The sequence below is a fragment of the Vibrio sp. S17_S38 genome (assembly GCF_014694375.1).
In the GTDB taxonomy this organism is placed as follows: Bacteria; Pseudomonadota; Gammaproteobacteria; order Enterobacterales; family Vibrionaceae; genus Vibrio.
The window spans coordinates 1-22,863 of sequence record NZ_JAAUWW010000008.1 but is presented as its reverse complement, the minus strand read 5'-3'; the positions used below and the strand labels follow the sequence as shown (position 1 = coordinate 22,863).

The window sequence follows — 22,863 nt, the reverse complement described above, 5'->3', positions numbered from 1 at the left end:
CTCTCCGGTAAGTAATATTACAATTTTTAACTTTATGAGTTCAGATAACGCATTCAATTACCTCATGAAGATAATGTGATGTTCATCAAAACAGAAATGCTGACATACAGTGTAGCGGGTATTTGTTGGCTCGCTTGCGTAATAGCGATTATCTTTTCACTATCGTTCATTTGCAAGATTTAGATAAGCCTAAATACCTGTAATTAATTTTCTAAATTGAGGTAGGAATTTTACCAGTCTTTATCGGTAAGATCACGAATCTTACTTGTCTTAGGACAACCTTTTGTCAGAAATTATTATTTTAGACTGTGAAATAAATTCGGTAATGAAAAATTAGATCAAATCTAGATCGATCGTAACGAGAGGTAGCGTGGTTAAGAGGGGGTAATTTTTGGATGCTATTTGTGTAATTTTATTACATGTATCTTTGTTTTATGAATTTATAGTGAATTGCTGATGCTTTAATAATCTAATTTTAATCCATACGTTTTAAATTTGTGATCTATGTATCTATTTAATTTAAGTCGAAGTGCTTGTTTTTGTGACTTGTATCTTGTTTTTCATTGGGGTATTTATCATGAATTGGATGGATGTAATTTATATACGTTATTTTTGTGATTTTGATCTCTGTTGTCTTTTGTTTTATCAATGATTTTAGTGATATTGATCACTAATTATCGTTCGTACTGCACTTTGAAAATATTGTGTTAGATTTAAATAACTTCTTAATACAAATATTGGGCCTTGAAACCCAAATTAGAGACAACTGACGAGGTCATTTTATGATATCACCTGACGCTAAAATTAAGGTCCAGAACTTTGGTCGTTTTTTATCCAACATGGTTATGCCTAATATTGGGGCGTTCATTGCTTGGGGTTTTATTACTGCTTTATTCATACCAACTGGCTGGGTTCCAAATGAAACTTTAGCGTCAATGGTTGGCCCAATGATCACTTACTTATTGCCATTACTGATTGGTTATACCGGTGGTCGTATGATTGGTGGTGATCGAGGTGCGGTTGTAGGTGCAATTACCACAATGGGGGTCATTGTTGGTACTGATATTCCTATGTTCATGGGGGCTATGATCGTTGGTCCATTAGGCGGCCTCGCCATTAAGAAATTTGATGAAGCTGTTGATGGTAAAGTGAAGAGTGGGTTTGAGATGTTAGTGAATAACTTCTCAGCCGGTATTGTTGGTATGATTTGTGCCATCATCGCTTATATTGTTGTTGGTCCAGCGGTTAAGGTATTAACATCTGGCCTTGCTTCAGGAGTTCAATTCCTTGTTGATGCAGGTTTACTTCCACTGACTTCAATTTTTGTAGAACCTGCAAAAATCCTATTCTTAAACAACGCCATTAACCATGGAATCTTTACGCCACTCGGTGTGCAGCAAGCTCAAGAAACAGGGCGTTCAATTTTCTTCTTAATTGAGGCAAACCCTGGTCCAGGTCTTGGTCTTCTATTAGCTTACATGGTGTTTGGTAAAGGTAATGCGAAGCAATCGGCTGCTGGTGCATCTATTATTCATTTTTTTGGTGGCATACACGAAATTTACTTCCCATATGTATTAATGAATCCACGCCTTATCCTAGCTGTTATTGCTGGTGGTATGACAGGAGTATTCACTTTAACGCTATTTAATGCAGGTCTTATTTCTCCAGCGTCACCAGGCTCTATCTTTGCTGTTCTATTAATGACACCGAAAGCCTCAATTATTGGTGTTGTTCTATCCGTAATTGCTTCAACAGCGGTCTCTTTCTTTGTTGCATCACTATTGATGAAAACACAGAAGCAAACTGAAGATGATGATTCATTAGAGCTAGCTGCTGAAAAAATGAAAAATATGAAAGCTTCTTCAAAAGGCGGATCTTCAGCCACTATCAATATGGCGGCAGTGAAAAATATCATTGTTGCTTGTGATGCTGGTATGGGCTCAAGTGCAATGGGAGCGAGCTTACTGCGTAAAAAAGTTCAGGCTGCTGGTTTAGATATTTCAGTGACTAACGTGGCGATCAATAATTTACCTCAAGACGTCGATATTGTTATTACACATAAAGATCTAACGGATCGAGCGAAAGCCCATGCACAGAATGCATTGCACATTTCGTTAACGAATTTCTTAGAAGCCAGTGTTTATGACAATTTAGTCTCTGAATTACTTGCCGCTAATGATTCGAATCCAAATGTGGTCGAGGCTGCTGACGTTATTCCATCAACATCACCTTTCAAGCTAACGAAAGAAAGTATTTTTCTTGGAATGACAGAGACTAATCAAACCGACATCATTAAGTTTGTTGGTGAGCAATTGGTCAAGCAAGGCAATGTGTCTGAGGAGTATATTCAAGGCATGCTAGACCGTGAAAAACAAGTATCAACCTATCTCGGTGAATCTATTGCGGTTCCACATGGCGTAATAGATGCAAAAAAATATGTTAAGAATACCGGTATTGTGTTCTGTCAGTTCCCTGCAGGTGTTCAATGGGGAGAAGATGAAGATTCTATCGCCAAATTGGTCATCGGCATTGCAGCTAAAGGTGACGAGCATATCCATGTTATTACCGCGATTACAAATGCATTAGATGATGAAGAGGCGATTGAGACACTGAAATCAACCACTAATCCGAAAGATGTTCTTCGTATTCTTAATGGTCAATAAAATATAAATATTGACTGAAATTTGAAAGGCCTGTTTCGCAGGCCTTGATAGATCTAAATGAATTGAAAGTTAAGGTGAAAAATATGCAGGCTTTACATTTTGGTGCTGGAAATATCGGTCGTGGCTTTATTGGTAAATTATTATCTGACGCTGGAATCAAGGTTATTTTTGCTGATGTGAATGAGGCAGTTGTTGAAGCACTGGCTAAGCGTAATGAATACTCGGTGAAAGTAGTCGGTGAAAAGTGTGTTGTTGAAACGGTTAAAAATGTCACCGCTATTAATTCGACGAGTGATGAGATAATTGACGTTATTGCTAACGTTGATTTAATTACCACCGCCGTTGGTCCGACCGTTCTTAATATTATTTCAAAAACTATTGCGCTGGGTATTGAGAAGAGACTGAGTTTAGGTAATACCAAACCACTCAACATCATTGCCTGTGAGAATATGGTTCGCGGGACAACGCAACTCCGTAATGCTGTTTATTCTCATTTAAGCGAAGAGATTCAAGCTCAAGTTGACGTTTATGTTGGATTTGTTGATTCTGCGGTTGACCGTATTGTTCCACCTGCTGAAAAAGGTGAAACGGATATTCTAGCCGTAACGGTTGAAACCTTTAGTGAGTGGATTGTAGATCAAACTCAATTTAAAGGTAATATACCCAATATTCCAGGAATGGAATGTACCGACAATTTGATGGCATTTGTTGAGCGTAAATTATTTACCTTAAACACTGGGCATTTAATTACCGCTTATTTAGGTGTATTAGCTCATCATGAAACCATTATGGACTCTATTAATGATCCTGCGATTCGTGCTGAGGTAAAGGCAGCAATGCAAGAAAGTGGTGAAGTTCTGATCAGACGATATGGCTTTGATAAAGAAGCACATGCTGCTTATATCGAAAAAATCCTAGGTCGTTTTGCTAATCCATATCTTCGTGATGAGGTTGACCGTGTTGGTCGTCAACCAATCCGAAAATTAAGCCCACAAGATCGCTTGATTAAACCTCTTAATGGAACGTTAGAGTATGGTCTTCCGAATAAACATTTATTGAAAGGAATCGCGGCCGCATTCCATTATGAAAATGCGGATGATCCTCAAGCGGTTGAGCTACAACAAATGTTTAAAGCGAAAGGATTTGATGAAACATTAGCGCACTATTCAGAATTGGATAGAGAAGCTGAAGTTGTTAGAATAGCGCACGAAATTTATTTAGAACTGAAGTAACCCACGATTAAGTGAAGGTACAGCAGTTTTGTTGTACCTTGATTTTGGAAAAATATGTCAATTAATGTCCCACTAGAAAGTGATTTACTTGAAGCTCTAGCTGAGTCTAAAACTGCATCGGAATGTTTGATGGTGGCTTATGACGTCTTGGAAGATGGTATTGATTCATTATTAAAAAGTATCTTCTATAAAGATGATTACGCCGTTAAATATGTCGTTGAGCCATTACTGACTAGCAATGGACCTCTTTCTGATATTTTAATAAGAGGCAAGCTGCTGTTGGGGCTTGGAGTGATAAGCAAAGATTTTTATGACGATATCGATATTTTTGTTACGCTTAAAAAGTGGGTGAAAGTTCAAGACAATGATGTAAGCTTTTTAGAGGAAGACGTTATTTTTGAACTGAATAAAGTTCACGCGATACGGAAAATCATGCCAATTTATTTTGATAATAGCGTCATTGATGATCTTTCTGAATCTATGCATGATATGTATATTGATAACTACACTCAAAAAGTCATTTCAACCATCACATTAGCCGTTACCGATATGCTAACGTTGCTTGCCAAAAGTAATGCATTAACCTCATAAATGTAATATTTATACCCTTCTTACTTGTCACCTCACTGCAACTTCAATTCTGTTGGGTATACAACGACAAAAAAGTCGAACACATTTGTATGTGGTCGACTTTTTTAATAGTGTAAAATTATAGGCCTTTAATATTTTCAGCTTCTAATTCTGAGAAATATTTAACCGTTTTTACTTTTAATTCTTGTTGTGCTGGTTCATCAGCAATCAAGATAGCTTTACGATGTAATTGCAGTGTTGTAACTGTCCACATGTGGTTAACCGCACCTTCAATTGCCATTTGTAATGCTTGTGCTTTATTGTGACCAAGCGACAAAATCAGTACTTCTTCTGCATCAAGTAAAGTGGCAACACCAATCGTTAATGCGTATTTAGGCACTAGGTTTAGATCATCGTTAAAGAAACGAGAGTTCACGATGCGAGTTTCTTCTGTCAACGTTTTGATACGAGTACGAGAAGACAAAGAAGAACCTGGTTCATTAAAGGCAATATGCCCATCAACACCAACGCCACCCATGAATAAATTAATCTTACCGTATGAACGGATCTTGTCTTCATAAGCTTGGCAATGCGCATCGATATCTTCCGCTTTACCATCAAGTAGATTGATGTTTTCTTCTTGAACATCAACATGATTAAAGAAGTTGTTATACATAAATGAGCGGTAAGATTCAGGATGATTTGGATCGATACCAACGTATTCATCCATATTGAATGTTACAACATTTTTAAAGCTTACTTTGCCTTCTTTATAAGCTTCAATAAGATATTTATAAGTAGTTAAAGGAGTGCCGCCAGTAGGCAAGCCTAAAACAAATGGACGATCAGCGGTTGGATTGAAAGCATTGATACGACCAATGATATGGCGAGCTGTCCATTTACCTACTTGCTCTGCATTTACTAGTGGAATAAATCTCATGTTTTTATCCTTTTCAAATATGTTGTAATGGATGTTTTTTTTTATTGTAAATTAAGTTTAATCCTTTTCATAGACAATTTCTTTGTAGTATTGATCTGTCTCAATATCAACCAATCTGATTTATTTATCACCACACCTATCTTTTGATTTGAAACTTTAAAGTTCCGATTTGGTGTTTTTATTACTTTTAAATTGAAATGGCTATCAGTTTAAGTACAATGTCTTTCGATTCGAAACTTTAATCTTTCGTTATTTTGGGTTTATTAGGCTTTATGAGAAAAAGAAATACGCAATTACGTCGCCATGAAATTGTCCATTTATTGATGGAAAAAGGAGAGGTTAGTGTTGAGGAATTAGCGCTGACTTTTGAAACCTCAGAGGTGACGATCCGTAAAGATCTCAGTGCGCTAGAAACCAGTGGACAACTATTACGTCGTCATGGTGGAGCGATCTTATTGCCGAAAGAAGTGACCGATAGCATAGCAACAGAAGTCACTTCAAAACAAAAAGAAGCATTAGCAAAAGCTGCGTTAACGCTAATTCAAGATTATAACCGCATTGTGATTGATTACGGCACAACAACTGGCGCGTTGATCCCATTACTTGGGAATAAGCGTGGGTTAGTGGTTATGACTAACTCACTGGCACTGGCAAATTCAATTAATGAATTAGAAAACGAACCAACTTTGATTATGACTGGCGGTACTTGGGATACCAATTCGGAATCATTTCAAGGCAAGGTCGCTGAGTCGGTATTGCGATCTTACGACTTTGATCAGTTATTTATTGGTGCTGATGGGCTCGATTTAGAAAGAGGAACCACCACGTTTAATGAATTGATCGGGTTGAGTCAGGTGATGGCGGAAGTGTCTCGTGAAGTTATCGTGATGATCGAATCAGAAAAAATACACCGCAAAATGCCGAATCTAGAATTGGGTTGGGAGCGGATCGATATTCTGGTCACGGATAATCAATTAAACGACCACGATATGGCCATTATTGAATCTAAAGATGTCCGGGTAATACGGGCACATTATTAATATCCCTTGGCTTACATGAGGTTCTAACCTCGATTAGCTTGGGGAGAGCATTATTATTTTAACTCTTCTCTTTCTGCCTTTGCTTGCTGCGGATAAAGAAATAAAAAGGATACTTATTTATGTGTGGGATTGTTGGTGCAGTAGCACAACGTGATGTCGCTGAGATTTTAGTCGAAGGTTTACGCCGTTTGGAATATCGCGGTTATGACTCTGCTGGTGTTGCGGTGGTTGACTCGGATTCAAATATGACTCGTGTTCGCCGTTTAGGAAAAGTGCAAGAGTTAGCTGATGCCGTTGGAGCCACTCAAGTTTTGGGCGGCACAGGTATTGCTCATACTCGCTGGGCAACTCATGGTGAACCTTCTGAAATTAATGCTCATCCGCATGTTTCGGCTGATATTTCAGTGGTGCATAACGGCATTATTGAAAACCATGAATCATTACGTGAAATTTTACGTGAACGTGGCTATGTTTTTGAATCTCAAACCGATACCGAAGTCATTGCACACTTAGTTGAATGGGAGCATCGCAGCTCTAACACATTGGTTGAAGCGTTACAGAAAGCTGTGAAACAATTAGATGGCGCTTACGGCACAGTGGTATTTGATCGTAAAGATCCAAGCCGTGTTGTCGTGGCGCGTTCTGGCAGCCCGATTGTCATTGGCTTGGGAGTTGGTGAGAACTTTATCGCCTCTGATCAATTAGCATTATTAAGCGTCACTCGCCGATTCATGTATTTAGAAGAGGGTGATGTTGCAGAGGTGACTCGCCGAGAAGTTACGGTATTTGATAAAAGTGGCGAGCTGACAACTCGTGATATTACCGAATCTAATGCTGAACATGATGCGGGTGATAAAGGCCAATATCGTCATTTTATGCAAAAGGAAATCTTTGAGCAGCCAACGGCATTGATGAATACGATGGAAGCACGTTTAACCAAAGATACGGTTATCACTGAAAGTATTGGGGTGAATGCTGCTGAGATTTTATCCAAAGTTGAGCACGTGCAAATTATCGCTTGTGGGACATCTTACAATGCAGGCATGACCGCGCGTTACTGGTTTGAATCATTGGCAGGTGTGAGTTGTGATGTTGAAATTGCCTCTGAATTTCGTTATCGCAAATTTGTCACGCGCCCAAATAGTTTATTGATCACTTTATCTCAATCTGGTGAAACGGCGGATACTTTGGCTGCGCTTCGTTTAGCCAAAGAGAAAGGCTACATGGCGGCGATGACAATTTGTAACGTTGCAGGTTCTTCACTTGTTCGTGAGTCGGATTTTGCTTTTATGACTCGCGCGGGTACTGAAATTGGCGTGGCTTCAACCAAGGCTTTTACCACTCAACTTGCTTGCTTGTTAATGTTAGTGACCGCGATGGGAAAACAGCAAAACCGTATTGATGCCGTAAAAGAAGCTGAAATCGTCGAAGCGCTTCATGCATTACCGGCTCAAATCGAAGCAGCATTGGCTTATGACAAAGAGATTGAAGCGCTGGCACCTGATTTTGCAGATAAGCACCATACTTTATTTTTAGGGCGTGGGGAGTTTTACCCTATTGCGATGGAAGCGTCATTAAAGCTAAAAGAGATCTCTTATATTCACGCTGAAGCCTATGCGGCTGGTGAACTTAAACATGGTCCATTAGCCTTGATTGATGCCGATATGCCTGTAGTTGTCGTCGCTCCAAATAATGAACTACTTGAGAAACTTAAATCCAATGTTGAGGAAGTACGTGCGCGTGGCGGTTTACTATACGTATTTGCTGATGCAGCGGCCGGTTTTGAGGCCGATGACAGCATGAAGATCATTAATCTTCCGCATGTCAGTGAAATTACAGCGCCGATTTACTACACCATTCCGATGCAATTGTTGTCATATCATGTTGCTTTAATTAAAGGAACGGATGTGGATCAACCAAGGAACCTAGCCAAGGCTGTTACGGTGGAATGATTTTTAATAACAAGTGATTATATTTGTGAGAGTAGAATAAAGTTTCATACTAAGTAATAAAGATTCACACTGAGTATTAAAGTATCATACTAAAATGGCTGCGTTCACTTTGGTACGCTGCCATTTCTAAAGCGTTCATACCCTATTTTTTAACTTCATCATTTTTAAAAGCTTTGCAACTGAAAGCTTACCCGCCAGTACCATCTTAGGAAAGTGCAAATATAGATTGAAATCTCATTTTTTAGGCTATAAAAAATTAATGTGTAACAAAATATATAATAAAATTATATTCTATCGATGTTTCTTTAAGGATTTTATGATTAGGTCACAATACGTTTTAGGTGTGTTTTTATTATCATTTACTTTTCCTACGTGGTCTCAAAAAAATGATGATAGCTCAACGATGAATGAAATTGCTTCTCTAAAACCAACAAGCTTTTATATTGGTGGGCGACTAGGATGGAGCCATTTCCAAGACTCTTGTGGGAGTGATGCGCAACAGTGTCAAGACGATAAGGTTGGTGGTGGAGTGTATGGTGGTTATCAAATATATAATTGGTTAGCTGTCGAAGCTGGTTTGACAGATTATGGCAAAGCTGAAGCAAATTATATGACTGGTGATATTAGTGCACATACTTATGGTACTGAGCTGACAACTAAAATTTCGTATTCTCTATCTGAACGTTGGGAACTGTATACACGGTTAGGTGCATCCTATCAAAATATTACAAAAAAATCCGAATGGAGTGGAGAGCAAAAAGGTCAAGATTGGAATGCTATTATTGCTGGGGGCGTTGATTATAGAATTTCTCAACATTGGTCTCTGAGAGGCGAATATCAGTTTATTGATGGAATTGGAGATAGTAATCTTCTTCAATCTGATTTGCATTTTGCTTCATTAGGCTTAACTTACCATTTCACTCAAAATGAAATTGAACCAAATAAAGGGATTACAACTGACGTTGTGGTAACCTCACAAGTTAAAGCTGAACCTTATAAAATCACGCTTTGGGGACAAGCACAATTTGGGTTTGACTCTTATGACTTTAAAGCTACTGAAGAACAAAAACAGCTTATTAAGTCTCTGACAAAATATAATACAGGCATGATTAATATTACAGGGCACACCGATAGTCAAGGTGCTGCTATTTATAACCAAATATTATCTAAGCGTAGAGCCCAAGCAGTGGCAAATTACTTGGTGCAACAAGGCGTTAATCCTCATATGATAATAGTGATGGGAATGGGGGAGAAACAACCTTTAGCCGATAATACTACAGAAGTAGGACGAGCGAAAAATCGCCGAGTTGAAATCAATTTTAAAACTGAAAAATAAAAAATACGCGTTAATACCTAAATAATGATTAACTGAAAATATGGAACAACATGAAATATATCTTACTTTTTATATTCATATTATTAACTGCTTGTCACAATGGTGACAAAGGTTTACTTGATGGTCCGACAGGCGCAAATATAGTCAAGCTTGTGATAAGCCCTAAAAGCAGCAATATAGTTATTGGTATAACACAGCAGCTAAAGGCTGAACTTTTATATAACGATAACTCTTTAGATGATATTACTAATGGTGGTAATGTTATTTGGTCAACTTCTGATGAAAATATCGCAACAGTAAATGCTACAGGTGTTGTTAGCGGCATAAATATTGGTAAAGTAATGATCACTGCTTCTGTCAATAAAAATGGGCTTTTATACACTGATAGTGCAGTTGTTAATGTTACAGAAAAACAAATTGTAAAACTCACAGTTACACCTAAAAAAAGTAATTTGGTCATAGGTTTATCTGAGTGGCTAAAAGCGGAAGTTTTATTTGATGATAATTCAGTAATGGATGTGACTGAAAATAGTATTCTTACATGGGTTTCTTCAGATCCCACCATTGCTACGGTCAACAATAATGGTGAAGTCACAGGAATGGCTTCAGGTGATGTAAGTATTACTGTGTCAGCTGTTCATAATGGACAAAATTATTCTGATAGTGCCGCTGTCCATGTAACGGAGGCGACTCCTGTAAAATTAACAGTTTCTCCAACTTCGACAACGATAACAGTTACAGAAACATATCCATTTACTGCTACAGCCACTATGCCTGATGGTAGTGAAATTAATGTTACTAATCACCCTGCTGTTAACTGGTCAGTTAGTGACGCTAAGATTGCAACAATAAGTAATGATGGAAAAACCGATAAAGGGGTAGCTAAAGGTCTCAGTTTTGGTGAAACGAAAATTACTGCTACAGGTACAATAAATGGTATCGATTTGTCCGATAGTTCTACTCTGACCGTTGCATTATATGACGTTGTTGCTTGGGGGGCACAACGGGATGTTTCGGCAGTTCTTCCTGGAATTAAAACTATTGTTCCAAATGCCTACTCCTTTGCTGCGTTAACAGTAGATGGCGGAGTACAAACCTGGGGGATATCTTCTTGGGGAGGGGATAGCACCGCAGTTCAACCTCAATTGTTTGATATTAAATCTGTTTATAGTTCAGATACGGCTTTTGCAGCTCTCAAAAATGATGGAACAGTTGTGGTATGGGGAGACGAGACAAATGGCGGTGATAATTCTAATGTACAAAATTTATTAATAAATGTTAAGGCAATCTATGCAACAGGTTCAGCGTTTTCAGCATTGAAAGATGATGGAACTGTTGTGGTATGGGGAGACGAGACAAATGGCGGTGATAATTCAGATGTGCAAGCTGAGCTGACTGATGTAAATACAATTTTTACTAATAAGGGTGCTTTTGCTGCTTTGAAGAGTGATGGTAGTGTTGTAGATTGGGGCAATTATAGTGATAGCTCATCTGTTCAAGATAAATTATTCGATGTAAACACCATATCTAGCACGGAGAATGCGTTCGCTGCTTTAAAAAACGATGGCACAGTGGTTACATGGGGATATGCTAATGGTGGTGGTGATAGCTCAGAAATCGAAACTCAATTAGTTAATATTAAAGAAATATATGGAAGCTATAGTAGTTTTGCTGCTTTAAAAAACGATGGCACAGTGGTTACATGGGGGGATGCTACATATGGTGGCGATAGCTCACAAGTTCAAGATAAACTTACTGATGTTATAAAAATATTTAGTAATACCCATTCTTTCGCCGCTTTGAAAAAAGATGGATCTGTTGTGACATGGGGGAACCCGAATTACGGAGGAGATAGTTCATCAGTACAAGATCAACTAGTACATGTTAAGTCGATTACTGGATCTACATCGAAATATGGTTTGAGTGAAGCTTTTGCCGCATTAAAAGATGATGGCACTGTTGTTACATGGGGGCGAGCAGATACTGGAGGTGATAGTTCCACTGTACAATCGCAGCTAATAGATATTGAATCTATCTATGGAAGCGGTGCCTCTTTTGCAGCTTTAAAAGAGAATGGCACCGTTGTGACATGGGGCGATAGTTATGGGGGGGGAGATAGCAGTGCTGTACAAGGTAAGCTTATTGGAGTACAAAATATATACTCTAATTCTAATTCATACGCGGCATTAACGGTAGCTGAATAAATGAACTTTATAATTTGGGAAGCACTTTCTTCATATGAATATTAATACGTTAAACTTCAAAATTACCTTAACCTGTATATGACGAACCTGCATACTACACAATAACTTTTCAGTGGATATCTTTAGAGGACGAAGTTAAGAAGAAACTAAGAGTTTGCTTCTGCTCTAGCTGCATTGCTATTGCAAAATAATTCAACAAATTACGCCTCTATGTTTGCTTAATGAATCTGCCTGTGAGCCTCGTGCTTACGGGCTTTTTATTAACTAAGAATGACTGAAGGACATGTTTTTATTGATAATAAAAACATAAGCGGCTCATAATCGCCAAGGACGGTTTTAATATGAGAAAATCCAAATCAAAAGTGAGTTGGTATTAGGTAGTGGCATTGCCAGTTCTTTCATTCACTGAACCATGTAATCATAAATTATCAATCCGTTTGCTTTTGCTGTCTCGATAATGCTGTACAGCAAAGCACTAGCATCTGAGCCATTTTTATTGTTGGGAAATAACCAATTCTTTCTACCTATCACCAGCGATTTTATTGCACGCTCTGCTCGGTTATTATAGATAGATAAATTACTATCATCGATGTAACGAACCAGCTTAGGCCATTGGCCCAAGGTATACTTAATCGCTTTCCCCAAAGGGCTGGATTCGATAACTTTTTGCATAGTTAACCACGCATAGAATTTATCAAGCATAGGCCAGGCATGTTGTTGCCTCTCTACCCACCGATTTTCAACTATTCAGTTTTTAATCTTGACTCAAGTGCGTACAACTTCTGTATTTGAGCCAACGCCATATCTGCTTTGCTTGTCTTACCTTTGCCTTGAACCTTTTTCGCATCCATAAGTTTTCGACGAGCGAGAGTAAAGCAATCAACATGAACCACTTTGGATAAACCATCAAAAGCCCATAGACATCACGTTACTGATAACCAGAGTAATTCACTAAAAGTCCATAGGGCACGCTCTAGCTCGACTATTTTGATAGTCAAACAAGACGATATATCTTGTATCTGCCAATGTGGCTTGTGGGGAATCCGCTCCTGAGCAATACATGAAATATCAGTTGTTAGTTAAACTTGATACTTATTGATTATACTCAATAAGTAAAAACTGTGAGTAATAATATTGCATACTAAATTTGTTATGTTTATGCTTGTTTTATAAGCAAAATGTGGTGGTTTATATGGCAAGAAGCAAGTATGCACCCTCTGAAACGAAATACAAACGCTGGATAAAAGAAGGTCGTGGCAATGGCTATGGCTCTGATTATCTGCCTTGGATAACGGTCCGCGACGTTCCATCGGATGGTCGCTCTCATCGTGTCTTTGGTCATAAAAGCCAGCGTACTCATCATTTGCTATCTGATTTAGAACTTGCCGTATTCTTAACCCTCGAATGGAACTCCCAAACTACAGATATTCGAGAGCAGTTTCCCCTTAAGCGTGAAGAAACTCTTAATATTGCTCTTGATAATGGAATCAAGCATCCCGCCGAAGCAGGTGTGAAATTGTATATGTCATCCGATTTTTTGGTTGATGGTTTAGATCTCCAACTTCCACAGTATGTCATTCAAGCCAAGTACACTAATGCCTTAAAAGATCCCCGTGTTATTGAAAAACTGGAAATTGAACGCCGTTATTGGTTACTGAAAAAGGTTCCTTGGTTTCTGGTCACGGAAAATGATGTATCCCCAACGCTTGTCCAGAATATTAGCTGGATATACCCGGCTAAGCAGGATGAGATTGAGGATGAAGTCTTGTTAGACAGGACGGCCTACTACCGTGACCTTTTTCAGCAAAATCCCAATAAAACGGTTACTGATATCTGTAAGTTGACTGACCGTATTTACAATCAGACTGATGGTTCTTCTATTTATGAAATCAGGCAATTACTGGCTAATCGCTGTTTCTACTTTGATATGTTGTCCCAACCGTTCCATCTGCTAAAAGGTAAGGATTTCGTTGTTGAGAACATGGGGAACTTAATAGGAGCTCGTCATGTTTCGAATCAATGAGGTTCTGGAGTACGAGAACGAACGATTCCGGATTTTGAGCCGATTCGGAAACAATTTTGTTTGGATATCGATCGATAATAAAAGCGCTTTCCCCAGCATTATTGATTTATATTCGCTGGATTTAGCGATACAAGATGAATCGTTGCACCGAGTCGAAGATCCCTATTCCTATTTGATCATGCTCTCGCCTGAAGATGGCAGTACAGCTCAAGTAAAAAGAGACCAAAACTATAAACTGATAAGCCCTATCATCCATCTTGAAGAATACTATCAGCCGAAACAACGCGCTAAAGCCATTGATTTGGTTATGGCCAATCACAAAACAACCAAACAAACATTGTATCGCCTAATTCGCCAATACTGGCAGCGGGGGCAAATTGTTAACGCGCTTCTTCCTGATTACAAAAATTCCGGCGCAAAAGGCAAAAAGCGAATACCGGGAGAGGTAAAATTGGGGCGCCCCAGAAAGTATAACCCGGGCTCTGGTGTCAATGTTGACGAGTTCATCGAAAAGCTATTTAGAATTGCTATTCAGAAGTATTTGTTAACTGAAAAAGGTTATTCATTTCCCTATGCGCACCGGCGTTTTAAAGATATGTATGAAACTTATTTCCCTGATGTGCCCGAGGCAGAAATTCCAACCAATTGGCAGATGAAGCATTTCTATCAGCGTGAATACACTCAGGTAGAAAAAATAAAAAGCCGAGCAAGTCAAAATTCCTATAACAAAGATATTCGACCTTTGACCGGAACGGCGACTATGCATGCTTTGGGGCCGGGTTCCCGTTTTGAAATTGATGCCACCATCGCAGATATTTACGTGGTTTCTGATGTCAACCGAGGCTGGATTGTTGGACGTCCGGTTGTTTATATCGTTATCGACGTATTCAGTCGTCTGATAGTCGGATGTTACATTGGTTTTGAAAATCCCTCTTATGTAGCCGCTATGCAGGCTTTACAAGTTGCGTTGATTGATAAGGTCGAGCTATGCCATCAATATGGGATAGAAATCGAATCTCAAGATTGGCCCGCTATCGGATTTCCAGATGCTATTTTGGCTGACAGAGGTGAATTACTGGGCTATCAGATAGAAAATCTCGAAAAAAGTTTCTCGGTGCGAATTGAAAATACGCCTCCGTTTCGAGGCGACGCCAAGGGAATTGTTGAGCGTAATTTCAAGACGTTGCAAGCAGACTTTACTCCATTTGCTCCTGGTGTCGTGACGGGAACCATCGTTAAAAAACGTGGTGGTAAGGATTATCGTCTTGATGCCAAGTTATCTATTTCAGATTTTAAAGAAATTATCCTGTCCTCAATTCTTTATCACAATCAGTACCATGTGATGAAGACCTATGACAGATCAGCCGATATGCCGGTTGATTTGCCTTCTGTACCATTAGAACTGTGGAACTGGGGGATTCAACACCGTACTGGCCGCTTGCGCTCAGCTCCTGAAGAAGCAGTAAGATTAAGTTTACTTCCCAGAGCAGATGCAACGGTCTCTGATTTGGGGATATGCATTTTTGGTATCTACTACACCTGCCAAGAGGCGATTGTCGAAGGTTGGATGCATCGAGCCCAAGAAGTGACTCGTCCGCAAAAAGTTTTGGTGGCATATGATCCCAACCTTGCCGATGAAATTTACCTGTTTCCTAGTCGAAACAGTGCTGAGCACTGGGTTTGCAAACTATCAGAGCGCTCCAGGGAGTTTGTTAATTGCACTTTCTGGGAAGTGTGGCAGAGACAAGAGCAGAAAAAATTCACTTATGCTGAAAGTAAAGTCAGAGCTGATAAGCACAAACGAAAGCATGAACAGCGAGTGATTGACAAAATCAGACAAGCAGAAAAATTAAGTCCGGATACCTCAAGCATTCCGAATACTGAACGCATCGGTGGTATTCGGTCGAACCGAAAGGCGGAACTACAAATCGAACGCGACAGTAGAAAACCGAAAATACAACCAGATGTGAAAGACACGGCAGATATCATTCCTTTGCATGGTGTTCCAGAGGAAGATTATGACTACCCGAGTTATGTCGATGAGTTATTCGATGATGAGGATGATAACGAATGAGTTTGCCGAGTGAATATGTCACTGCCGTTTATCAGGATACCGGTAATCCTTCCTACAACGGGAATCCGTTTATCGAGGCGTTGCCGCCAATCATGGAAATTAAGCAATTAAAAGAAGGATTGGAAGGCAAAGTTACTTTCTCGTTAAATAACCTGCAAGACAAACCACGACAAAGGGCTCACATGGTTGCTGCGTTGCTTCATGATTTTTTTCAGCCTTTATCCCAGCATGTATTACTGGAAGAACGTATTTCAATCATGATGCGGCGTGGTTACGTTGGTCGAAACCTATTGGATGGATCACTTAATAAGCATCTGCAAAATGGTTACCAGAGAGTAATGAGTGGTGATCTACAAAGTTATAAATTCAGAGATGTGTCAACGACAGCGCTCTGTCTGTCTCTTATCGGATGCTCAGGTAGTGGTAAAAGTTCAACCCTTGAGCGTATTCTTGCTACCTACCCTCAGGTCATCTATCACGAACAACATAACTTTTTTCAACTCAGCTATCTGAAAATCGAATGCCCGAATAATGGGTCGCAACAAAGTTTGTGTTTGAATTTTTTCCGTGAGGTGGATAAACGGCTAGGTACCAATTATGAAAATACGCATGGTCGCAAACGTCACGGGGTGCCAACGTTACTGGCTCTAATGAGCCAGGTTGCGAATGAACGTGCTATAGGTGTCCTGGTTATTGATGAAATTCAACGCTTGAAAATTCGCAAGGCGGTTGGCCGAGAGCAAATGTTGGAGTTTTTCGTCGAACTGGTTAATACCGTCGGTATTCCGGTGATATTGGTTGGTACGCCGAAAGCTCGCCCTTTGTTTGAAGTCGAATTGCAGTCTGCAAGGCGAACTACCGGCATTGGCTCTGTTTATTGGCAACCTATGCCGCAATATCCGGAAAATCCGAACGCCAGAAGTGAATGGGTTGCTTTTACGAATAAGCTTTGGAAATACCAATGGCTTAATCGGCGTGATGAAGTGCTTACCGAGGAAATCAGAGATTGTTGGTATGAGTTATCTCAAGGGGTTTTGGATATCGTGGTTAAGTTGTTTGTCTTGGCTCAGCTACGAGCAATAGCGTCTAAACTGGAGCGTATCACGGTTAACGTTTTACGCTCTGTTTACGACGATGAACTTAAACCGGTACACCCTATGCTGAATGCTATTCGCCGGGGTAACCCAACCTTGATAGCTAAATACTCCGATCTCCGAGTAGAAGATATCGACAAACGACTGCTTAGCCTCCACCAAAAAATCAATCAGATCCCTGATGAGCCGGAATTACCTTTCAGTAATAACGAACAAGCGATGCGGCTTTATAAGCTACTCGTACAAACTGATTGTCAGTCTGAAATTCTCATTCCGTTGGTTGAAAAAATTTTCCGTGAACAGCCCAAACTGACGATGCGCGAAATGATGCCGGTCATACTTGATTGGTATGACGAAAGTAAGCAGTTTGTCGATCAGCAAACGAAAGCACCAAAAGCGACTGTAGTTAAACGTGCTGATTGGTCAAACCTTGAAACTAGCGATTTGCGATTTGTGTATTCACAACTGACCAAGAAAGAAGATATGTACAGTGCGCTTAAGGCCAATAAACTTATCTTGGATTTGAAAAAGGTCAGTTAAATGCTCGGTTTCCCGGTTCCGTATCCAAATGAGTTGATTTACAGCTTGGTTGCCAGGGCTGGGGTTCATAGTGGAACCATATCGCCTAAGCAGCTATTGGATGAGGTTTATGGAGACCGCAAGGTTATCGCTACGGTTGACCTACCGAGTCACCTGGCTCAAATTTCCGGGCAATATCCATCGGCTTTAAATATTACGACGGCTTCACTGATATACCAGCACACGCTTTTCCCTATTTACGCGCCTTTTATTGAAGAAAGAAAAAGACTGGCTGGCATACGCTGGATGGCAAATCAATCCAAAGGGCTCATACACTTGGTTTTCGGAATTGCTGCTTCAATTGTTAAGCAGCCGAAGCTACTCAGATATTGTCCTCAGTGTTTTGAAGAGCAATTAGGCCAATATGGTGAGAGGTATTGGATGCGTAGCTGGCAAGTGTCCGGGTCTACGTGGTGTTCAAAGCACTCAACCCCTTTGTGTGAGTTTTCTATTCAGCCACATTACGAACATCGCCATGAATTTCATGCGGCAGACACAACACCGGATGACAGGCCAATCCGGCATCATAAAAGGGAAGCTTTACGCATCAGCCACGTTGTCGAACAACTTTTGCAAGTGGAACCACAAAAATCGCCCACATTTTATCAGTGGAGTTGCTATTACCATGATTTGGTTGTACTAGCCGGTTGTAACAGAGGTTCTAATGTAAAACATGATGAAGTTCGGGAGCGAATCCATTCGTTCTGGAGTAGAGGTTGGTTGACGGATAACCAACTCACACTGACGAAGCGAGATACCTGCTGGGCCAGAACTATTTTACGAAAGCACCGAAAAACCTTCAGTTTTATGCAACACCTGATCATTCAGTCCAGTTTACTAGATCAAGATACTTCACCATCTGACATTTTATCTAACGTAAAGCGTTACCCGCAAAAGCAAAGAAATGTCCATCCAGTGGTTTTGCCAAAGCAGATTAATAGAGACAAAAGAACTCAATGGCTGAAGTTGTTGAAAGAGCGCGGGTGCAAACACGCTCGATTACATGGCTCGCAAGGTTTGTACATGTGGTTGTACCGACATGATTATGAGTGGTTGATGAAAATTAACCGACGCTATGAGCATCCGGTCATATATGAAGATAGGCGAGTCGATTGGCCTAAGCGAGATCGTACGCTCGTTCGTCGATTATTTCAGTTGCAACGGGAGTGTGAGCAAGATGATTTTTGTCCCCGTATGACGAGTACTTTTTTGCTGTCAAAACTAAAGCTAGGTGCAATGCCAGAGAGGAAATTTCGGTATCTACCTTTAACTAAGCAATTTCTTGCCAAGTATTCTGAATCGGTTGCTCAATACCAAATTCGACGATTGAGCAATCAGTACATCTCACTCTATTTACAAAATATTCAGATTGAACGGTGGCGTTTACTGCGAGGCTCTGGACTGAGTAAAGAGCGTTTAACTCCACTGGCTAGATGTTTTTTAACAGGAATAACGGAAGGTATATGGGTGATTACAGATTTAAGCACATCCCAGAAGATGCGTTAGTGTTGGGCGTTGGTTCGCTGTTTAAGAAAAATAGCAATGTGTTTTGGGGAATTAATCTCAGCTTTTCCAAAAAACTTGATCGCCCATCAATACCCATTGCTGGTGTTCCATTGATTCGACGCTATAAATCATTGAGTGCCAATCAGTCTAATCAGCTAAAAGGAAGACAGTTAACTTTTACCATTAGAGATGCTCAGCTGTGGGGAAGAAAGCGTTTAAGGGACTGCCCTGCTTTTCGTTCAATGGGGAATGGGCACAATTCTGAACAGTGGTGCTTTGAATTTGATGTGCCTGATGGTCCAACTGTTTTCCTACCTCAGCTTGAATTGGCACGTGTTCTTTTTCTACATGATAACTATATGTCCAGAATCTGTTTGGAACACGGAAAACTGTCATCAGATTTCAATATCACCAATATAAACGGGCATTGGCAGATTGATGTGATGCCAAGTTCTAGCTATCCGATTGCCGCTTTTAATGATGAACGTTCACGACGATTCTTAAGTTGGATATTGATGGACCCTGAGGCTCGAACTTCATTTGAAAGTATTCACCAGACAATGATGAGAGAACATACATCCAGTGGGCAGTATAAATTTTGGGATTTCTCTTTTACACCTCCTCGCTTAAGTAGAACAAAACTAGAAGTGTCAGGGTGGCACGATTGGAACAGTAATAGCTTTTTTGTTTGGGAAATTAGAAGGGTGGAAGGCTTGCCATCGAGTATGCCTGATGAACTAGATTTTTATCATCCTGATTTCAAAAGGCAGGTAACAGGCCAAGGTGGCGGAGCTAATTCAGGTAGACCTAAACGTCCAGAAGAGCACGAACTTGATGATGAGGAAGAGGCTGATCCTGATAAAAAACGTGTTGTTTTAGATACAGAATCAGTTGGCTTGTCATTTCGTAAGCCATTCAAGACTAATCGAGTAACTGATAAAACTCGGAAGGCTAATAGCGGTAAGCCTGATGATAGTGAATCTAATGAACAACTTCCCAATAAGTTATCTCCGAATGGTGATAATGCTACAGGTACAATTGCCGGTGCTGATTATGACGTTTTGAATGACGAAAGTGACGATTCATATTTATATGAAAGTAAATTTAATAGCTTTCTTGAGATGATCGAGCGATTGGAGATTAATCACAGGTGCAATACGTATCGTCATCCGTTAAGAAAGTTGCCTAAACTTTCCCGATGCACAAAACATATGATGGCGGATGATGCAAACCCGAGATGTTTGGCTGTCGTAGAGCTGAATTATCAAGGGCAAATATACCACCTTGTTGAGGTGGATACTTCTGATGCGAAAAATTCAATATCGACCATGCTTATGAAGCTAAAAGATACCAGTGGTCTTTTTGATCAAATTGCAGAGTTGGAAATCCGACTGCTTAAAAAGTCATTAGCATGGCCTCGTGACTATATAGAAATGATTTGTGGTGAAGGTAACTTTGATGGGGTTTCACATCCGCCTAGTAAACACAAAGGGTTAATTGATCCTGCTGATATCGATAGGTGGGCGGAGCGGGTTATTGGGTGGTTGGAGAGTTAGAAATATTTCACAATATCACTCCATTTATAATATTGATCTACCGAGCTATTATCATTCGCAAATTTTAGTTATTTCGCAAACAATTCTGGAATAGATAACTTGACAAAACTTGACCTACTCATATACTCATCACATGCAAAAAACACTCAATATAGAAAACGCTGCTGAAGCGATGGAAAAGAAAGGACTGACACAGACTGCTGTGGCAGATAGTCTCTCTGTATCCAAAGAAGCGGTTTCACAATGGTTAAATGCCAAGTCATTCCCACGTCCGAATAAGTTACTTCAGCTAGGAAAACTGTTGGGACTGGCTTTTGACCAGCTTGTTATCAAAGAAGAACTCAACACTCCCAAAGTCGCATTCCGTAAAAAGGCTGCTGCTAAAACAAAAATCCATCATGTAGAGAAAGCACAGGAAATGGGGCGCTTTTTGCGACACCTTGTGCCGTACCTACCATTTGACACTTTTGAAATGCCTCCTGTGCTTAAGTCGCCAAATTGTGATTATGATTATTTGCGTAAAGTGACAGCAAAAGTGCGTGAAGATATCAATGTAGGGGCGACTGATAAGGTTGATTTTAAACATCTTATTCACCGTTTTGTCGATTTGCAGGCGGTTGTTATTCCTGTTTTATGGGGCACTAAACAACGGCATGAGAATGCGATTCACATCTATTTGCCTGACTCTCAAAGTACTTGGGTTTATTTGAATCTTGATACCAATATTCATGATTTCAAGTTTTGGATGGCGCATGAATTGGGACACTGTATGTCACCTGGATTAGAAGGCGATGAGGCTGAAGATTTTGCTGACGCGTTTGCTGGAAGTCTACTTTATCCTGATGAGCTGGCAGAACGAGCTTACCATTCGATTAAGGGGAAACCATCCTCACCGAGCCAAATCACCCATGTAATAGAGTTGGCTGATGAACTTACTATATCTCCATATACCGTGCTGGGACAGGTTAACAAATATGCTGAGTATGCCGGTTTGCCTATTGTTGAATTGAGTAAAAGAGCTTTTCCGGGAGCAGTAACCAACTTCAATAAAAAGTACCCAAACCTGAGCGAAGCTCTGTTGAGCCGAACGGGTCTTGATGAGCAAGGAAAACCCAAAGCAAGAGCATACCTTGACCTTGCCAAGGAAGAAGGTTTTGAAACGCCGATATTTGAGCTTTTGAAAGCCTATATAAAAGAGCACAATAAAGGACCAGGATTTGTGCAAACTGTGCTGGATATGCCATTGCTTGATGCCCGGAGTATCCACACAGAGCTAACCTAATGCCCCAATCCAAAATTCTTGTTGATACAAATGCCTACCTCAGATTAGCAAAAACGATACGGCCTCTATTATTTGTCCCTTTTGGGGACGATGGATATTGTTTGTATATATTGCCAGAACTAAACGAGGAGCTATCTAATCGAAAATTGCAAAGTAAGTTTCCTTGGACTGAAGAAGATGAGTTCATAGAAAATCGCAAATATTTTCCAAGTATTAGCAAGAAGCAGAAAAAATCTATCAATCAGACGTTTGAGTATGTTTGGGATCATGTACAAACTGAACTTCCTGGCCCATCTAGAGTTGATGCTTGGTATATTACATATGCCTTGGAGTTAGGCGTTCCTGTTGTAACAGATGATCAGGATATGAGTGAGCTTGCTCGAGCTTTTGACGCTGATGTTATGTCAACACTTGAACTGCTAAAAATAATGCTGGACAGCGGACATACTGATAAGAAAACGATTGGTGCCTTATGCAATTATTGGAAGCATATAGCAGATTTACCAGCTAAATTTAATCATGATTATCAACGCCTTTTTGGAGAGCTATAACCCCCCGGCTATTAGCTACGCATTACAAGTCTCTTTTTCCATAGCATTAATGGTATCAAACAAAGACCATCTATAATTTGAGGTGGTAGAAGTATGTCTAAACTTAGTATGAAACTTTATTACCTGAATTTTAAAACTGAATGGGCATGAATACACAATTAGTTGTCAACACCAGTTGAAATCTGATCCACTTTTTTAAAAATTCACCGTTTTAATATTGATCCACTTATTTGCTCAGCTATTGCTAATTTCTAATATTCC

General features: G+C 39.9%; 15 protein-coding genes and 1 pseudogene. 14 read left to right on the top strand and 2 right to left on the bottom strand.

What is annotated here, in order from left to right; translation table 11 throughout:
- The first annotated feature begins 782 nt into the window (after positions 1 to 782).
- The 3 genes from HC725_RS07825 (at position 783) to HC725_RS07815 (ending at position 4,486) form a co-directional block, all read left to right on the top strand.
- Entirely contained in the window at positions 783 to 2,663 is a 1,881-nt protein-coding gene (locus tag HC725_RS07825; RefSeq protein ID WP_190331273.1) for a PTS mannitol transporter subunit IICBA, read from the top strand.
- An 83-nt stretch (positions 2,664 to 2,746) separates the two neighbouring features.
- The gene (locus HC725_RS07820) at positions 2,747 to 3,895 is read left to right on the top strand and encodes a mannitol-1-phosphate 5-dehydrogenase (RefSeq protein ID WP_190331272.1); all 1,149 of its coding nucleotides are present in this window, start codon (positions 2,747 to 2,749) and stop codon (positions 3,893 to 3,895) included.
- Between the two features lie 54 nt (positions 3,896 to 3,949).
- The gene (locus HC725_RS07815; protein WP_190331271.1) at positions 3,950 to 4,486 is read left to right on the top strand and encodes an MltR family transcriptional regulator; all 537 of its coding nucleotides are present in this window, start codon (positions 3,950 to 3,952) and stop codon (positions 4,484 to 4,486) included.
- 118 nt (positions 4,487 to 4,604) lie between these two features.
- On the opposite strand, the gene nagB is transcribed toward HC725_RS07815, so the two are convergent.
- Positions 4,605 to 5,405, bottom strand: coding sequence for a glucosamine-6-phosphate deaminase (gene nagB / locus HC725_RS07810; protein ID WP_190331270.1), 801 nt, complete (start codon positions 5,403 to 5,405; stop codon positions 4,605 to 4,607).
- Positions 5,406 to 5,677: 272 nt separating this feature from the next.
- On the opposite strand from nagB, the gene HC725_RS07805 reads away from it, so the two are divergent.
- The 4 genes from HC725_RS07805 to HC725_RS07790 all read left to right on the top strand — a co-directional run bounded on the left by HC725_RS07805 (position 5,678) and on the right by HC725_RS07790 (position 11,937).
- Complete coding sequence (locus HC725_RS07805) at positions 5,678 to 6,445, top strand: DeoR/GlpR family DNA-binding transcription regulator (RefSeq protein WP_190331269.1); 768 nt, start codon at positions 5,678 to 5,680, stop codon at positions 6,443 to 6,445.
- Positions 6,446 to 6,564: 119 nt separating this feature from the next.
- Entirely contained in the window at positions 6,565 to 8,397 is a 1,833-nt protein-coding gene (gene glmS / locus HC725_RS07800) for a glutamine--fructose-6-phosphate transaminase (isomerizing) (RefSeq protein ID WP_190331268.1), read from the top strand.
- Positions 8,398 to 8,623: 226 nt separating this feature from the next.
- Entirely contained in the window at positions 8,624 to 9,733 is a 1,110-nt protein-coding gene (locus HC725_RS07795; protein ID WP_190331267.1) for an OmpA family protein, read from the top strand.
- Positions 9,734 to 9,783: 50 nt separating this feature from the next.
- Positions 9,784 to 11,937: an Ig-like domain-containing protein gene (locus HC725_RS07790; RefSeq protein WP_190331266.1), complete on the top strand. Its 2,154-nt coding sequence runs from the start codon at positions 9,784 to 9,786 to the stop codon at positions 11,935 to 11,937.
- Between the two features lie 336 nt (positions 11,938 to 12,273).
- Here HC725_RS07790 and tnpC read toward each other — a convergent pair.
- Positions 12,274 to 13,002, bottom strand: a pseudogene (tnpC, locus tag HC725_RS07785) (IS66 family transposase); the annotation flags it as partial.
- 127 nt (positions 13,003 to 13,129) lie between these two features.
- Between tnpC and HC725_RS07780 the strand changes: the two are divergent.
- From HC725_RS07780 to HC725_RS07750, 7 genes are all read left to right on the top strand, one after another.
- Positions 13,130 to 13,960 carry a TnsA endonuclease N-terminal domain-containing protein gene (locus tag HC725_RS07780; protein ID WP_190331265.1) on the top strand — a complete coding sequence of 277 codons (831 nt, stop codon included), beginning with the start codon at positions 13,130 to 13,132 and terminating at the stop codon, positions 13,958 to 13,960.
- A complete protein-coding gene (locus tag HC725_RS07775; RefSeq protein ID WP_190331264.1) occupies positions 13,944 to 16,034 on the top strand; it encodes a Mu transposase C-terminal domain-containing protein in 2,091 nt (696 codons plus the stop codon). Before HC725_RS07780 ends, HC725_RS07775 begins: the two co-directional genes overlap by 17 nt.
- The gene (locus HC725_RS07770; protein WP_190331263.1) at positions 16,031 to 17,668 is read left to right on the top strand and encodes an AAA family ATPase; all 1,638 of its coding nucleotides are present in this window, start codon (positions 16,031 to 16,033) and stop codon (positions 17,666 to 17,668) included. Before HC725_RS07775 ends, HC725_RS07770 begins: the two co-directional genes overlap by 4 nt.
- The gene (locus HC725_RS07765) at positions 17,669 to 19,213 is read left to right on the top strand and encodes a TnsD family Tn7-like transposition protein (RefSeq protein WP_190331262.1); all 1,545 of its coding nucleotides are present in this window, start codon (positions 17,669 to 17,671) and stop codon (positions 19,211 to 19,213) included.
- Positions 19,171 to 20,769, top strand: coding sequence for a Tn7-like element transposition protein TnsE (locus tag HC725_RS07760; protein ID WP_190331261.1), 1,599 nt, complete (start codon positions 19,171 to 19,173; stop codon positions 20,767 to 20,769). The genes HC725_RS07765 and HC725_RS07760 overlap by 43 nt, the downstream gene beginning before the upstream one ends.
- A 133-nt stretch (positions 20,770 to 20,902) precedes the next feature.
- Positions 20,903 to 22,051, top strand: a complete 1,149-nt coding sequence (locus HC725_RS07755) for an ImmA/IrrE family metallo-endopeptidase (RefSeq protein ID WP_190331260.1) — start codon at positions 20,903 to 20,905, stop codon at positions 22,049 to 22,051.
- On the top strand, positions 22,051 to 22,602 hold the full coding sequence (locus HC725_RS07750) for a DNA-binding protein (RefSeq protein WP_190331259.1): 552 nt from the start codon (positions 22,051 to 22,053) through the stop codon (positions 22,600 to 22,602). The genes HC725_RS07755 and HC725_RS07750 overlap by 1 nt, the downstream gene beginning before the upstream one ends.
- Positions 22,603 to 22,863 lie beyond the last annotated feature (261 nt).

Coding starts and splice junctions, on each gene's coding strand:
- HC725_RS07755 (WP_190331260.1), top strand. CDS start 20,903: ATGCAAAAAACACTCAATATAGAAAACGCTGCTGAAGCGATGGAAAAG.
- HC725_RS07820 (WP_190331272.1), top strand. CDS start 2,747: ATGCAGGCTTTACATTTTGGTGCTGGAAATATCGGTCGTGGCTTTATT.
- HC725_RS07775 (WP_190331264.1), top strand. CDS start 13,944: ATGTTTCGAATCAATGAGGTTCTGGAGTACGAGAACGAACGATTCCGG.
- HC725_RS07815 (WP_190331271.1), top strand. CDS start 3,950: ATGTCAATTAATGTCCCACTAGAAAGTGATTTACTTGAAGCTCTAGCT.
- HC725_RS07790 (WP_190331266.1), top strand. CDS start 9,784: ATGAAATATATCTTACTTTTTATATTCATATTATTAACTGCTTGTCAC.
- HC725_RS07760 (WP_190331261.1), top strand. CDS start 19,171: ATGGGTGATTACAGATTTAAGCACATCCCAGAAGATGCGTTAGTGTTG.
- nagB (WP_190331270.1), bottom strand. CDS start 5,405: ATGAGATTTATTCCACTAGTAAATGCAGAGCAAGTAGGTAAATGGACA.
- glmS (WP_190331268.1), top strand. CDS start 6,565: ATGTGTGGGATTGTTGGTGCAGTAGCACAACGTGATGTCGCTGAGATT.
- HC725_RS07825 (WP_190331273.1), top strand. CDS start 783: ATGATATCACCTGACGCTAAAATTAAGGTCCAGAACTTTGGTCGTTTT.
- HC725_RS07750 (WP_190331259.1), top strand. CDS start 22,051: ATGCCCCAATCCAAAATTCTTGTTGATACAAATGCCTACCTCAGATTA.
- HC725_RS07770 (WP_190331263.1), top strand. CDS start 16,031: ATGAGTTTGCCGAGTGAATATGTCACTGCCGTTTATCAGGATACCGGT.
- HC725_RS07765 (WP_190331262.1), top strand. CDS start 17,669: ATGCTCGGTTTCCCGGTTCCGTATCCAAATGAGTTGATTTACAGCTTG.
- HC725_RS07780 (WP_190331265.1), top strand. CDS start 13,130: ATGGCAAGAAGCAAGTATGCACCCTCTGAAACGAAATACAAACGCTGG.
- HC725_RS07805 (WP_190331269.1), top strand. CDS start 5,678: ATGAGAAAAAGAAATACGCAATTACGTCGCCATGAAATTGTCCATTTA.